The sequence below is a fragment of the Lysinibacillus sp. VIII_CA genome (assembly GCF_049943995.1).
Lineage (GTDB): Bacteria > Bacillota > Bacilli > Bacillales_A > Planococcaceae > Lysinibacillus > Lysinibacillus pinottii.
In genome coordinates, this window is sequence record NZ_JBNFXM010000001.1 from 465,284 (window position 1) to 480,866 (window position 15,583).

Consider the following 15,583-nt stretch of genomic DNA (forward strand, 5'->3'; position numbering starts at 1 on the left):
AAAACAGCTACTCATGCGGTTCAATCGCTTGAGTAGCTGTTTTGTTATTTATTGAACCTCTTTCACTACAAAAGCTTCCTTGCTTTCTACACCTGTAGCAGAAACGGCCGTAATGCCGTATGTATAGTTTTGCTTAGCAAGAGCTGACTTGTCCACAAATTGAGTGATGCCATCCTTATTATATACAACATCCACTATATTTTGAGGGTCATGGTAGGAACCTTCTTTGTTCCCTTTAAAACGATAAATAACATACTTACGTGGCTGTGTTTCATTATCGTCAATAATTTCAATCTTACGACCTGCCGTTTCCTTTGTCACTTCTACATAAGTCGGCTTGTTCGGCACTGCGTCATCATTCCAAATTGTTTCTGGTGTCATTGCTGTATAATTATATAGCTGTTGACTAACAATTGTTGCATAGCCTAATTTATTGCTTTGAAAACTTCTTAACGAGAAATGCATTTGCCCATCGGCTGCTACTTTTTCTGAACGATTTTCTAGTATTTGACTGGGCAATTCCATTTTATTTTTCCATGCAGCATCACTGTCATTGCCAACTTTATAATCAGCCAATCCAATATATAGATGAACAGGATGCGTTTTTGCATATGTTTGTACTTCATGGCTCCACCAATCTAACAATGTCCCATATTTGGCAACAGATAATGTTCTTGACCAGTAAATTTGCGGGGTAATATAATCAATCGTGCCATTTTGAATCCATGTTCTGACGTCTGCATATAAATCATCGTAATTATTGACACCAGCTCGTGTATCACTTCCTGTTTTATCCAATGATTTATTACGCCATACACCAAATGGTGAAATACCAAATTGTACATATGGCTTTGTCTCTTTAATAGCTGTATAAAGATTTTCAACAAGCCTGTTCACATTATTTCTTCGCCAATCCTCTACCTTGTTAAAGGAAGCACCATATTTTTTGTAAGCTGCTTGATCTGGGAAAACCTCATTTGCAATTTTATATGGATAAAAATAATCATCCATATGAACGGCATCAACATCATAATTGGCTACTAGCTCTCTTACTATTTCAACTAAATAGTCTTGCACCTCAGGTAAACCAGGATTTAAATAATATTGTTTGCCATATTTAACAACCCAGTTTGGATGTGTTATAGCTACATTATCGGGAGCAAGGTCAGTTAGCTTTTGTCCAGACATTGTTACACGATAAGGATTCATCCAAGCATGCAGTTCCATCCCTCGTTTATGTGACTCCTCTACTAGTATCGTAAGAGGATCGTAACCGGGGTTTGTACCTTGTTTTTTCCCTGTTATGTAGGACGACCATGGGGCTAACTCAGATGCATACATTGCATCATTTGTTGGTCTTACTTGATAAATAACAGTATTGAATTTATTGGCTTTTAATTGATCCAATGTTTGGCGTGCCCAAGCCGTGTACTGCTCCTTATTCATACCTGCTTTCATATCAAGATTGAGAACCGTTGAAATCCAGACAGCCCGCATTTCTCGTTTCGGCTGTGTCGTGCTTGCCTTCACTGTATTAGCAGGGATTGCTGATAGGCATAACATCAAAATCATAGCGACTAAAGCAATAAGTTTCCATTTACTATTTTTCTTTCTCATATTTCCTCCATTTGCTATTTTTCTATTTTAGTATATGATAAGTTCACGCTATATGCACGTTCCTGAAGCAACTTCACTAACTGGATCAAATAATAATCATGGAATTTGAATTACTACGTATGACTAAAACAAAATCATTTGTTTCTATAACCCTATTTAAAAAGCGCTTTAGTTAATGCCAAAATATGTATCATTATAATCCCCCCAAAAAACACAGATGACCTACACTTCATTATTATTCCGTTACAATTTCCTTATTTTATATTTTAACCTAATTTTTGTTTGATTCATTCTTTACGCAGTCATAAACTGTATGCTACAATCAACACAACTTATATAGAACGGAGGGTATTCCAAATGACAGCTTCAATTAGACTACGATTTCACATTACTAATTAAATATGTGTACACTTTGCCTGCTGTGCAAGGAAATGGAATTAGGTCTAGTCTGTTTTAGGAATACTGGAAAAGAGGGGACTTCTACTCCCCTCTTTTTTGTTGTCTTTTTACTTTCCACACAGGCATTACTGTTAGAAAGGGATGACGAAATTGGAACATTGGAAACGTAATACAATACTTTTTTTAAGTAGTCAGACGATTTCACTTTTTGGCTCTGCTCTTGTGCAATATGCCATTACATGGTATATCACGCTTACAACGCAATCAGGCAGCATGATGACCATTGCGATTATTTGTGGCTTTTTACCAACCTTCTTCCTAGCGCCTATTGCTGGTGTCTGGGCAGATCGTTATAACCGAAAATGGCTTATTATCTTGGCGGATGGCATGATCGCCTTATCTACGCTCTTTTTAGCCATTTTATTTTTAATCGGCTATGATGAACTCTGGCTATTGTTTGTCATATCGGCGGTACGTGCAGTTGGTGCAGGTATTCAAACACCAGCTGTGGGCGCTATTTTACCGCAATTTGTACCTGAAGAGCATTTAATGAAAGTTAATGGAGCGAATAGTAGTATTCAAGCTTTTATCATGATTCTTGCACCTATGGCAAGTGGAGCATTATTAACGATGGCTTCAATCGAGTCTATTTTCTTTATTGATGTGACAACAGCTGCTATTGCTATTGCTATTTTCTTATTATTTCTGCATATTCCTGCACATGCGAAAGCTAATCAGCCACAAACAACAAGTTATTTTAGTGATATGAAACAAGGCTTTATCTACATTAAAGAGCATGCTTTCTTGAAACATTTATTCTTGTTCTTTGCCTTTTTCATGCTGCTCGCTGCCCCTGCTGCCTTTTTAACACCTTTGCAAGTTACTCGTAGCTTTGGTAATGATGTCTGGCGCTTGACTGCTATCGAGATGGCCTTTGCCATTGGGATGTTAATTGGTGGTATCGCAATCGCAACATGGGGTGGCTTTAAAAATAAAGTGCATACGATGACATTATCTGCTTTATTATTTGGTCTTTGTACAATGGCTCTCGGAGTCATTCCTGTTTTTTGGCTGTATCTCATAATCATGACAGTTACTGGAATAGCTATGCCAATCTTTAATACACCCGCAACGGTATTATTACAAGAAAAAGTGAATAGTGATTATATGGGAAGAGTATTTGGCATTCTTAGTATGATATCTACCTCTATGATGCCTTTAGGTATGCTTATTTTCGGTCCGATTGCAGACATTATTGCTATCGAGTGGCTACTTATTGGTACAGGAATCCTCTTATTTATCCAAGGATTTTTCCTACTGGGCAGTAAAGTCTTATTACAGGCTGGAAGACCTACTGCTGAGCATAAAGATGTTTAAACATCCTTCTAGTTAATCAACTGACGTTTGCAAACCTGCTGCAAAGCACCTTCCTCGATGTTAAGAAAGTCCTGTCACCATGCAGGGCTTTTTTAATTATCATCATTTTTCTTCTAACAAAACTTATTGAAAAGGCTTTTGCCTGCTGAAAGTGAATAAACGACTAACAGATGAAAATAACAAAACAGCCAACACACAGCTGACTGTTTTGTTTCTGAAATTTTAAAGGGGCACTATTTTCTCTTGCTACCGATTAACAATGTGATTTGTGCCATCGTGAATGGTAATGATGATTTTTTCCGATACGCTACATATTTGGGTACCCAAAAATCTGCATATTTTAACTTGAAGTTTTTTAATCCTTTAAAATGATAAAAATGCTGTCCATGTAGAAAGATTTGCGCAGCTATTTTTTCACTTAAAAAGGAATATCTAGATTGTCCGACGTTGGATAAAGGAGACATCCCCATATTAAAGACACGATAACCTTCCGATTTTGCCCATTCAAATAGTGATAGGAAAATGAAATCCATTGTTCCAGATGGTGAGCCAGGCTTAAAGCGCATAAGATCAACAGAAACCCTTTCCCCTTGATCATACATGGGCATAATACTAGCAAAGCCAAACGTTCCTTGAGCACCACGTAAAACAGCAATATTTGAAGTACTTAAATAATGTTCATCAAAAAAACCAAGTGAAAAACCCTTCTCTGCCCTTCCCTGCAACCATTTTGCTGATACCTCTTTCAATTCCTTCATGACTTCCTGAGAATAAGGTGGACTCATTATTTCCACTATATAATTTTCACGTTCAAACTTATTTCTGATTGCTCGGCTACCCTTCATTTCTTTTCCTGTAAATGTAAATTTATCTAAATCTACAAAGGCTTCCTCACCAAGCTTAAAGAAACTATATCCATACTCGTGTAAGGCGGAGAAAATTTTATTGTTAATTTCGTAAAATACAGGTGTATAGCCATATCGATCAGCCATTTCCAAAAATTCCTGGATAGCAGATAAAAAATCAGATTCATTACCAACCGGATCTCCAAGAACAATAATCTTATCTGCATAAATTTGATAAGAGAATAAAACTGTTCCTTTTTCATTCCAATGTACAAATTTATCATGTAAAAAAATTAAATGTGAATACTCCGTCCCTTGATAGGACATCAAATGATTTTTAATAGCTTCCTCTTGTTCATGAGATAAAAGTTTGACCATTTTCTTAGGTGTACATATAAAATAGCCTATATAAAAAATAACAATGGCGATCAGAATACCGATAATCGCACTATTAAAGAGGTCCTGATAATCAGTTATCATATAGTCTTGTAGGGCACTAGGAAAATGAATTTTGGCAGAGGGCAAATTAACGTAGCCAATTACCACATACATCGCTGTAATAACAGTTACTACAGCAAAATCAATAATGACAATTCCCCATGTCAAAACATAACTTTCTCGATAAAACTGCTTTTTTGACACCATTAATAACACTGCGACAATGACTAAAAAAATGGCTTCCTCATAATCAAAACCTTTAAAAATTGAAAATAGCGCCGAACTACTTAGCACAACAATAGCGAGCTGGTAGGCCCTTTTTACCTTGTATTTGATTCCCCTACATAACCCTAACAGTATAAAGCCCGCTGCCACGGTCAATTGATGGGATACATTCATAATGGGCGAGGATAAAAACTCCTGAGCAATTTTTAGACGACTTAGTATCCCTGGCAAAGCTGCAGATAGCAATAAAATAATGCCAGATATAAACACCAATATGGTTAATAGCGTATGGCTTAGTTTCTGAAAAATAATATTAGGTAAGTCATCCCAAGATTGATTCCACCGCATCCAATATTCTTTAATAAATAAGAGTACAGAAACTAAAAATGGTAGAACAAAATAGCCCACTCGATACAATATTAATAGAAACAACACCTTTTCATCAGCAATTCCAATACTTTGTGTTCCCCATAAAAAAACGAGATCAAAGGAGCCAACACCGCCAGGTATCATACTGACTATTCCTGCGCTAGAAGCAATTAAAAAAATGGGAATTAATGTAGATAATTCTATTGGAATCTTCAAAATAAACGTTAAAGCCCAGATCACAAAAAATACGGCAAGCCACTCAGCTACTGAAGTGATCATCAATTGAACTGATATTTTTGGTGTTAAAGAACTTTCCTTTTTATAGCGAATTATATACATCGCCAAAAAAGCTGGTACATATAGGCTGACAAGAACTACGGCAATCGATAACCATCGTTCTTCTTTAAGCAACGGGAAATCCCAAAAGAATATATACATAATCCACGTTAACAAGGAAATTCCGGTTAAATAAAACAGTGTGACCGAAGCAATACTTCGCATCATGCCTTCTTGATCTTCTTTATATTTGGTATAAAAATAATCGCGTAAAAATATACCAACTAATCCCCCAAAGCCAATGAGGTTTGAAAAGGTATTAACAATAAATGAATGATTGAGCAGATTACGTTTATTAATCTTGATACGTAAGATGTTTGCTAAAATAACATCGTAAAAAATCATTGGGGTAATCGCTAAAAAGGTGATTAGAAAGATCAATAAAAGCTCCCATAGCTGAAGCTCATTCACTTCTTTTTGTAGTAAATGAACATCTATCCCACTCACTGTTTGTTGAATTTCATAAATAGCTATCCCCAAAAGTATTATTGGGAAAATAATTTTTAATAATTTCAACAGTGCCTCTTTTCGAACGGTAAACATATGCCAAACCTACTTCCCATAATCTAACTAAACTTTCTATTACCTATTTAAGGTAACAGACTATTTCCATATTGTAACGTATTCTTTGCTATATGTATTGTCAAAGTAAGGTACTACTATTCATTAATAAATAAACTATATAGAACAATTTTACTCCTAACTAACCAACATCAAAAGGGCCATTTTCATCCCTCTATAATTAGAGAAATAAAAATGACCATTATTGGCTCTAATTTTTTAGAGTCGCATACAGTAAAGTGAATGACCATACAACCGATAAATCTAACATAACTAATGATTAGATATAGTAACGATGAATAGGACGTCCTACACTTCCATATTGTATATCTACTTTTAATAGACTTTGCTTTTCTAAGAAGTCAAGATAACGTCTAGCTGTAACACGTGCTGTACCTATATAAGTAGAAACCTCCTCGGCAGATACTGCCCCACCACTTGTTTGAATATAGGCAAACACTTTATCTAACGTAGCTCGATTAAACCCCTTTGGTAGCTCCTCTATAGTAATTGCCTCCGTTCCTGCTGTTGTAATAACAACTTGCTCAGGGAGACGTTGCTGCATTAAATGATCCACATCATGCTGGGTTAAATCCTGCATACCGCTTATTTTTTTTCTGTAGCTTCGATAATTTTTTAATGTTTGCTCAATCCGCTCAAATGTAAAAGGCTTCATAATATAATCATATACACCTAAGTGTAAAATACGCTGCACAGTGGGCATATCATTCGCAGCAGTTACAGCGATAACATCGACCGGAAGATGCTCCTCTCGAATTTTCCCTAACGTAATAATGCCATCTTGCTCTGGCATAAAAATGTCTATAAAGACAAGCTCTGGGGTTAATTGTTTAATTTTTTGAATTCCCTCAATACCATTACTAGCATAGCCGACTAAAGAAAAACCTTTGATTTGCTCAATAAATTGCCTGTTCACTTCTCGTACCATTGGATCATCTTCAATTAATAAGACATTTATTACATCCATCTATACTTCTCCTAACTCAAATAAAATTAAGAAACTTGTTCCTTTCATAAATTCACTCACTACTTCTATATCTCCGTTGCCTTTTCTTATAATTTCATAGACTAGATGCAAGCCAATGCCCCGATTTTCAGCAGCCTTTGAAGAAAATCCATTTTCAAACATACGATCCTGTACCTCTTTGGACATGCCAATCCCATTATCAGAAACTGCTATCGCTAAGACTCCATCATGCTCGTCTACAGAGATGGCTACATATTTATCTTCTTTAGAAAGGACATTCAAAGCCTCAAAAGCATTTTCAATTAAATTGCCGAGTAACACAACAAAATCATGATGATCTAATAGAGGAGGAAAGCGTTTAAAATGACTTTTCTGATCAATCTCAACCTCGATACCCAGTTCTTTTCCATAACTTACTTTACTTAATAACAAACCTGAAATATTTTCATTATGAAAGCGTTCGTTTAAGAACTTCGTCAATGATGCTTCATTTTCAGTGGTGACTGTAACATATTCAAGTGCTTGCTTTGTGTGTCCCAGTTGTAATAGTCCTGCAATCGTATGAATTTTATTTTTATGCTCATGGGTTTGCACACGTAATGCTTGAACAAAGGCCTTTACACCTGTCACTTCCTCTGCAAGCTTCTTCACAGCTGTTAAATCTTTAAACATAGCAACTGCCCCAACTAGCTCGCCATTCACAATAATGGGGACACGATTACTTAAGATACTATGATGATTAATGTAAAGCTCTTGATCATAAACAGGAGTTGCTGTTTCAACAATTTCAGGCAGGCGAGTATCCGGCAAAACATCATAAATCTTTTGTCCAATACAGTCCTCTATTTTCCGAGTAACACCTAAAATATCAGCTGCTTTCTCATTAAAAATCGTTATATTCATCTCCTTATCAACGGCTATTATTCCCTCATGCATAGCATTAAAGGTTTCTGTTCTTTCCACATACATTTTGGCAATTTCATGAGGTTCTAGCCCAAACATTTGTTTTTTTATATGCCGTCCAAGTGTATATGCACCAAAAATACTGAAAATCAGTGAGATAACAATAGTTATCATAATTTCTCGCTCATAGCTTTGTAGCATTTCTAGCAGTGTTGGTAATGAATAGCCAACTACTACAATGCCCACTTGCTCCCTTTTGTCATTAATAATGGGGACAAAAGCCCGTATCATGACACCTGATTCTCCACGTGCCTTCGAAACATAATAATGCTCACTAAATGCCGCATTTAAATCCTGCGACTCACTGCGCTGTCCTAATTCCTTACTTACTGGATGAGATAGTTTAATACGATCCATATTCATCACAACAATATACTCTGCCTTATTAATCACTCTAATGCCATCTACAATTTTATTAATATTTTTGGCGGATTCTTTTATATTGTCATTGTTCAAATGCACACTTAACTCTGGTACATTCGATACAGTTCGTGCTACAAGCATTGCTCGCTGACCGTAATCTTTTTCCTGTTCAGATAATAAGTTACCGAGTACAAAAATACCACCTAGTAAAAAGGAGAGTGCAATGATTAAAAATGTCATTAACAGTATTTTGCCGTTTACAGGCATTTTCATCATTCAATAAATCCTTCCTTTCAAATTCGCATTCTCATTAGTAGTGGCACACATATTTACGATATGGTTTTAAGATTATCTGCAAAAAATTCTTTTGACAACACCTTTAGTCTATATAAATAGCAGAAAATATTGAATTTAATGAACAATATTATAATTCGACCATTTACAATGAACTCTTTTTTTATTTTATGTTTTTGTATTATAACAATAATAGATTAACTTTAGCGTACCATAACAGAGATAGTTATTGATATTACTATATTTATATGTGAATGTAAGAAAATGTACTTAATGAACGTTATGTTTCTTATTTTCTAAATCTCTTTTTTTAAGAAGTATTCGCTATGATGATTCTAGTGAAAGCGATATCAAAGAGAAAATTTAGAAAAGAGGTAGCAAAAAATGAGGATACTGAAAAATTTAACTGTTCAGGTTATTGTGGCTATCATCCTTGGGATTATTGTTGGTGCCATTTTCCCCGAGTTCGGTGCTAGTTTAAAAATCTTAGCAGATCTATTCATTAAATTAATTAAAATGTTAATTGCCCCAATTATCTTCCTAACAGTTGTTATTGGAATTGGCAGTATGGGGGATATGAAAAAGGTTGGGAAAATCGGAGGTAAGGCATTACTTTACTTCGAGATAGTTTCCACAATTGCCTTAGCAATCGGAATTGCTGTTGCTTTAATTGTAAGTCCTGGTACTGGATTAGATACATCAGGTGCGTCTGATGCTGATATTTCGAAATATACAACTGCTGCGGCTGAATCTGAGCAAGGCTTGGGTGCATTTATTTCTAGTATTATTCCCGAAAATGTAGTGGGTGCATTGGCAACTGGTCAACTATTACCAGTCCTATTCTCTGCTATTTTATTTGGCTTAGCAGCTGCCTCAATCGGAGCACCTGCAAAACCAGTCATCACATTCTTTGAGCAAGTAGCAGAAATCTTCTTCAAGATTGTCAGTATGGTGATGAAAATATCACCAATTGGAGCTTTTGGTGCAATGGCCTATACAATTGGGAACTTTGGATTAAAATCCTTAGGTAATCTAGGTCTATTAATGGCTGCCGTATATATTACAATGTTTTTATTTGTTGTCTTTATTTTAGGTGGCATTGCAAAGTTTTTTGGATTCAATATTTTTAAATTTATTGCTTACATCAAAGATGAAATTTTCTTAGTAATTGGGACATCCTCCTCTGAATCAGCTCTACCATCTATGATGCGAAAGCTAGAGAATTATGGCTGCTCAAAGCAGGTTGTAGGTTTAGTCGTTCCTACTGGGTATTCATTCAATCTAGATGGGACTTCTATTTATCTATCAATGGCAGCCCTGTTTATTGCACAAGCATACGGGATGGACCTAACTTGGATTCAAATCATTACATTACTCGGAATTTTAATGATTACTTCTAAAGGTGCAGCGGGTGTAACCGGATCAGGATTTATTACATTAGCAGCGACTTTAGCTGCGTTCCCAATGATACCAGTGGAAGGAATAGCACTTTTAATTGGTGTCGATCGTTTTATGTCAGAGGCTCGTGCTGTTACAAATTTAATTGGTAATGGCGTTGCTTGTGTGGTAGTATCGAAATCCGAAAAAGAATTTGATGTCACGATGGAAGAACGTGCCCTTCAAGGAAAGGCCACTATAGTATCCTAAGAAAAAGGGTAGTGATGACAGCCACGGCTGTTTCACTGCCCTTCTTATGTTTTTTTTCAAGGGTAGACTATGGAAAACGATTATGTTTAAACTCTAGTAAAATGGTGAAAGTGTATAGTAAGAGGTGATTATAAATGACTAATAAAAAGCAATCAAAAACGCGCTATACAAACAATCCCGATGTGTTGGATACAGGAAAGGAAAGTATTTTTGATAAACACGAGGATATGAAAACCGTTGATCCTATACCTGTCGAAGAACTAAATGAAAAAGTCAAAGATGAACAGCATAAAACGAAAACAAAGGACTCCTCTGCAACCGATAAACGCTATCCGTAAAATGAGATTACGCATAGAAGATGTGTCCACAGATGATGTGTATGTGTATTCACCCATCTCCCCTTTATAAAAAGTTGGCCCCATTCATTCTGAGGTCAGCTTTTTTGTATACAATAATGTTAAAGGAGGGGATTACATGAAATATAATGTACCCATTTTGAAAACAGAAAGACTACTTTTAAGACCTGTTACACAGCAGGATGTCGAGGCTATGTTCGATTATACTTCTCGAGAAAGCGTAGCCCGTTATGTAACATGGCATGCCCATACAAGTATAGAGGATACTAAAGCTTTTTTGACGTTCATTTTAAATGGGTACGAGCAAGGCAATCATTTACTTTGGGGAATTGAATATTCAGGGACTCTAATTGGGACAATTGACTTTGTTACAGTTGATAACACCCATAAATGTGGGGAAATTGGTTTTGTTCTTTCGGAGGATTATTGGAATAAAGGAATGACAACGGAAGCCACAAAAAAGCTGATTGACTTTGGATTTCAGGAATTAAAGCTCGTACGTATTCAAGCGAGATGCTTTGAAGAAAACATAAGCTCTCAAAAGGTAATGGAGAAATCTGGAATGCAAATTGAAGGGCTGTTACGCAAAAGTATGTTCGTCAAGGGTCAATATAAAAATGTGAAAATGTACGCTATAACTGATGATGATGCAAGGAACCCATAACAAATAAAGCCTTGCCAAATTAGCAAGGCTTTGTACTATAACCATTGCTCGATACAATAAATCTTTCTAGCTGTAGCATCTAGCCTCACTCGTTTACCAATTGCTATCGGATGCATAGGCTGTGTATGACAAATATCCACTTCAGCCAAAATAGGCATCATTATACCGTCCAATTGTTCAAGTAATATATCGGAAGGCTGGCGTCCGGTCCCTAGATCATCATAACATTCATGCTTGCCCAAAATAATTCCACTGATTTTGTCCAAAATACCGTGCAATTTGAGCATCTCAAAATTCTTTTCCACAATCGCCGCATTTTTCATACAATCTTCTATTAATAAAATGTCGCCTTCAGCAATTACTGGGAAATAAGGCGTACCAATAAAACCATACATGGCATTAACATTTCCCCCAATTAGCCTCCCTTCTACAACTCCCTCTCGGACGGTTATCCATTCATTTATGATTAACTTTTTCTCCACTGTTTTCTCTAGCCAATTGACTGGCTCATCTGACCAGTAAGGGGGCTTTTGTATTTCATAAGGAAGCACTTGGGGTTGCAAGAAATACGCCTCAAAAAATTTGTATGTATCGTTGACTAATGGCTCAAACTCGCCAAAGGAAGGCACGAACGCTGGACCATAAAATGTTGAGATACCTGTCTTCGCATAAAGCGCCAGTAGAATAGCTGTTGCATCAGAGTAGCCTATAATGATTTTTGGGTTTCGTTGGAAAGCCTCATAATCAATATAAGGTAGCATACTATTGGAATTGGTACCTCCAATCGTAGACATAATAATATCCACCCTTGGATTGCGAAGTAATTCATTTAATTCTTCTGCTCGTTTTTTAGGTGAGCCCGAGCGATAATAATCGGATTTGCCAGTAAGAGAACCATCTACAATATGAAAATTTCTCTCTTCTAGAAATGCTTTCGCACGCTCAAAACGTTTTGACGCAGAAACCGTCGCTGGAGAGGACGGTGAAAAAATACCGATAGTAGTCATCTCCTACTCCTTTTCTTATACAAGTTTTGACATGTAAAACTCATTGATATATTGTCCATCCACATACAAGGAATCCCGTTTCATTCCCTCAATATCAAAGCCCATTTTCTTATATAAAGCAATTCCAGCTTCATTATTTTCCATCACGGTTAACTCGAGACGATGAATACTATTATCTTTTGCCCATTTTTCTACATGATTAAATAAGGCTGTTCCAATTTTTCTGCCTCTATAATTACTTTGGATGCCAATGACAAGATAGGCACGATGAGCAATTCTGGATGCTTCATTACCTTGTGCAATTAAATATGCGACCACCGTATCATCTATTTCAGCTACGAATAAGGCTGAATGACGGCTATGATTTAGCTTTTCTAAATAATTTGCAAACGGCTCAGGCACCATTTTTCGTTCGCCAGGACCAAATAACATCAAATTAGATGCTTCCGCATTTTTCATAACAGCTATAATTTGAGCACTATCATTTCTTGTTGCTTCTCGTATTAGCATGTCAAGAACCTCACTTCCTATTTTTTGTCTTTATCCATTAGAAAATAAATATATGTTTATCTAAAACCCCCTATCTCTGCTTTTAAAGCTTTAGCATGTTTGACCTGACCATAATTTCCTTCCCTTTTAATAGCATTGGATTTTAGCAACTAATTTTTCATTGTTAAAATGAAGCGTCTCTGCATCATTCAGCATATATGCCTGCAATGTTGCATTATTTTTTAGCCAGCTATTAAATAGCATGCTTCGTTCTGGATCATCATAATGTGGACAAAATGTTCCTGATAATATCCCTAGCCCGTTGTATTCCTCATAATGATTGTTTTGATTTTCACTAAAGCATTTGTCAAACCAACACATTGCCCCAGCACTAATGCCAGCTAAAATAACACCGCTTTTATAAGCTTCCTTCAATAACTCCCCGAACTGATAGGCATGCCATTTATCTAAAAGAAGCTTGGTATTTCCCCCGCCTACATAGATAATATCCTGTGCCAATATTTTTTCTCGAATTTGTATGTCATTCATGTCCTCTTGCAAAATATGAGTAGCGTCACAATGTGTAAATGCTGAATAAAATTTGTCGATATACCCCTGTGCATCATTACTTGCTGTTGGAATAAAACAAATTTTGATACGTTCATTTGTCTTAATTTGACTCAAAATATAATGGTCAATAAAGGAAGGGATTTGCTGAGAAAATCCTCCGCCTGATATGGCAACGATTTGTCTAGTGACAGCACTCGTTTTTTTAAATTCATAGACCGCTTGCTCTCGACCAAATCTTTCAAGTACCTGTACTTTTTTCATCCCTAGCTTTTCGAGTAGGCGACAGGATGCATGATTAACAGTTTGTGTCTCTGCCACGATAGAAGAGATATTTAAATACTTCAAACCTTCCTCTATCACTTGTGTTAACACTTCGAATGCTAACCCCCTCCCCCAATACTGAGGTAAAAATTGATAGGAAAGTTCATACATCTCTTGCTCATGATACTCATCAATGGATACAAGGCCTATAAATTCCCCCGTCTTCTTTAATGAAATATAAAAATATGTATTAGGAAATGGTGCCTCTAGCATGCCTCGAAAAGAAGCTTCAATATAGTTTTTTTGTGGAACTCCTCCAAGATACTCTCTGACGCTTTCATTTGTGTAGAGCCCCTGAATATCTATGAAGTGTTCTGGTTGTATACGTTCGATCACACATCGATTAGACATAAACTTCATATATTTTTACCCCCTTCTTTATGTCAAAGTTTAATCGAACTACCATACTGAAATCAAACAATTTTTTCCAAACAACACATACCTACAAATAAAAAAATAGTGACCAGCCGGACATGCTGTGTCACTACCTTCATTAATGTTGATATGTCTCCAGTAAACGCTGAGTATTGGTTGATTGTTCTAAAGCTTTTTTCTCTTGAGTCCAATAAATCATATAGTGACCGTCACCGATAGGAAAAACCATTTGTTGTAATTCTTCGCTTAGTTCAGAGCTAATCGCTACCTTTAAAATGTCCACTTCATAAAGCGGCTTGTCCTTTATTTTATAAACAATATGATAGGCTGGCTCTTCTTCAAAGAATGTTCGTTCTTTTTTAGAAAGCTTCTTTACATGACTTAATGGGTATTTCTCGACGAAGTTTTTCGCCTCCCCGTCGATTGCTCGAAATACAGGTTGTTCCCCTTGAAATATTTCAATTGAATCAATTTTGGCGGCTTGATCTAAAATAAGAGAAATCGATTCCTTCTCATTTTTTTCACGAGACTGCATAACAAAAATACCAATCAGTAAAATAGCTGCAAATATAATAAGTCTCCATCTTCGTTTAGTCATGGACAATTACCCATTCAATGCCTTTTTGACAAAACGATTTATATCAACGTCAGCACCGATTACAAGCATAATATCTCCCAATAAAATCTTATCACTTGCCTGTGGTGATACAATAATATCAGCACCACGCTTAAGCCCTACAATGTTAATACCATATTTTGCTCGAATATCTAAATCCATAATAGAATATCCCGCAATGGCATCATTCGCCTTTAATTCCATAATAGAGTGTTCATCTGAAAGCTCTAAGTAATCTAGTACTGTATTCGATAGCATATTATTAGCAATACGAATACCCATATCTCTTTCAGGATGGACTACAAAGTCAGCACCAATTTTACGCAATACTTTTTCATGGTAATCATTTTGAGCCTTTACTGTAATTTGCTCAACACCAATTTCTTTTAAAATAATGGTTGTTAAAATACTTGCTTGAATATCTTCCCCAATGGCTACAATCACATGTTCAAAATTACGGATACCTAATGAATTTAGGACCGATTCATCTGTTGAATCTGCAATGACAGCTTGTGTCGCAATAGAAGCAAATTCGTCTACACGCTCTGAGGAATGGTCAATTGCCATCACTTGAGCACCCTGACTCATTAATTCACGAACAATACTTCCCCCAAAACGTCCAAGCCCAATGACCGCAAACTCTTTTTTCATCATAAAAAATCCCTCCGAAAACTACTATACCATCATTGTAGCGTATTCTTTGTGATATGTATTGTCAAAACAAGACGCGATTCGTCATTGTTGGACAACCCTCCAAACATAA

At 36.2% G+C, this 15,583-nt stretch carries 13 protein-coding genes; 4 read left to right on the top strand and 9 right to left on the bottom strand.

Annotated elements, in window-relative coordinates:
- Nucleotides 1-48: 48 nt before the first annotated feature.
- On the bottom strand, nucleotides 49-1,617 hold the full coding sequence (locus ACP3VS_RS02310) for a glycoside hydrolase family 10 protein (RefSeq protein WP_281486710.1): 1,569 nt from the start codon (nucleotides 1,615-1,617) through the stop codon (nucleotides 49-51).
- A gap of 540 nt (nucleotides 1,618-2,157) precedes the next feature.
- Between ACP3VS_RS02310 and ACP3VS_RS02315 the strand changes: the two genes are divergently transcribed.
- Nucleotides 2,158-3,393, top strand: a complete 1,236-nt coding sequence (locus tag ACP3VS_RS02315; protein WP_281486711.1) for an MFS transporter — start codon at nucleotides 2,158-2,160, stop codon at nucleotides 3,391-3,393.
- Between the two features lie 233 nt (nucleotides 3,394-3,626).
- Here the strand turns inward: ACP3VS_RS02315 and mprF are convergent, their stop codons facing one another.
- The 3 genes from mprF to ACP3VS_RS02330 all read right to left on the bottom strand — a co-directional run bounded on the left by mprF (nucleotide 3,627) and on the right by ACP3VS_RS02330 (nucleotide 8,757).
- Entirely contained in the window at nucleotides 3,627-6,149 is a 2,523-nt protein-coding gene (gene mprF, locus ACP3VS_RS02320) for a bifunctional lysylphosphatidylglycerol flippase/synthetase MprF (RefSeq protein ID WP_031418851.1), read from the bottom strand.
- 298 nt (nucleotides 6,150-6,447) lie between these two features.
- Nucleotides 6,448-7,155, bottom strand: coding sequence for a response regulator (locus tag ACP3VS_RS02325; protein WP_031418850.1), 708 nt, complete (start codon nucleotides 7,153-7,155; stop codon nucleotides 6,448-6,450).
- Nucleotides 7,156-8,757, bottom strand: coding sequence for an ATP-binding protein (locus ACP3VS_RS02330; RefSeq protein WP_036160903.1), 1,602 nt, complete (start codon nucleotides 8,755-8,757; stop codon nucleotides 7,156-7,158).
- 402 nt (nucleotides 8,758-9,159) lie between these two features.
- On the opposite strand from ACP3VS_RS02330, the gene ACP3VS_RS02335 reads away from it, so the two are divergent.
- The 3 genes from ACP3VS_RS02335 (at nucleotide 9,160) to ACP3VS_RS02345 (ending at nucleotide 11,442) form a co-directional block, all read left to right on the top strand.
- Nucleotides 9,160-10,422: a dicarboxylate/amino acid:cation symporter gene (locus tag ACP3VS_RS02335; RefSeq protein ID WP_031418848.1), complete on the top strand. Its 1,263-nt coding sequence runs from the start codon at nucleotides 9,160-9,162 to the stop codon at nucleotides 10,420-10,422.
- A 134-nt stretch (nucleotides 10,423-10,556) separates the two neighbouring features.
- Nucleotides 10,557-10,760, top strand: a complete 204-nt coding sequence (locus tag ACP3VS_RS02340) for a hypothetical protein (RefSeq protein WP_012293071.1) — start codon at nucleotides 10,557-10,559, stop codon at nucleotides 10,758-10,760.
- Between the two features lie 136 nt (nucleotides 10,761-10,896).
- A complete protein-coding gene (locus ACP3VS_RS02345) occupies nucleotides 10,897-11,442 on the top strand; it encodes a GNAT family N-acetyltransferase (RefSeq protein ID WP_012293070.1) in 546 nt (181 codons plus the stop codon).
- 35 nt (nucleotides 11,443-11,477) lie between these two features.
- Here the strand turns inward: ACP3VS_RS02345 and ACP3VS_RS02350 are convergent, their stop codons facing one another.
- From ACP3VS_RS02350 to ACP3VS_RS02370, 5 genes are all read right to left on the bottom strand, one after another.
- Nucleotides 11,478-12,449 (bottom strand): S66 family peptidase, encoded by a 972-nt coding sequence (locus ACP3VS_RS02350; RefSeq protein ID WP_426388336.1) that lies wholly within the window; start codon nucleotides 12,447-12,449, stop codon nucleotides 11,478-11,480.
- A gap of 15 nt (nucleotides 12,450-12,464) precedes the next feature.
- Nucleotides 12,465-12,959 (bottom strand): N-acetyltransferase family protein, encoded by a 495-nt coding sequence (locus ACP3VS_RS02355; RefSeq protein WP_426388337.1) that lies wholly within the window; start codon nucleotides 12,957-12,959, stop codon nucleotides 12,465-12,467.
- Nucleotides 12,960-13,085: 126 nt separating this feature from the next.
- Complete coding sequence (locus tag ACP3VS_RS02360) at nucleotides 13,086-14,189, bottom strand: GNAT family N-acetyltransferase (protein ID WP_416277501.1); 1,104 nt, start codon at nucleotides 14,187-14,189, stop codon at nucleotides 13,086-13,088.
- Between the two features lie 133 nt (nucleotides 14,190-14,322).
- A complete protein-coding gene (locus ACP3VS_RS02365) occupies nucleotides 14,323-14,802 on the bottom strand; it encodes a hypothetical protein (protein ID WP_099805024.1) in 480 nt (159 codons plus the stop codon).
- Between the two features lie 6 nt (nucleotides 14,803-14,808).
- The gene (locus ACP3VS_RS02370) at nucleotides 14,809-15,471 is read right to left on the bottom strand and encodes a potassium channel family protein (RefSeq protein WP_031418843.1); all 663 of its coding nucleotides are present in this window, start codon (nucleotides 15,469-15,471) and stop codon (nucleotides 14,809-14,811) included.
- Between the last annotated feature and the right edge of the window lie 112 nt (nucleotides 15,472-15,583).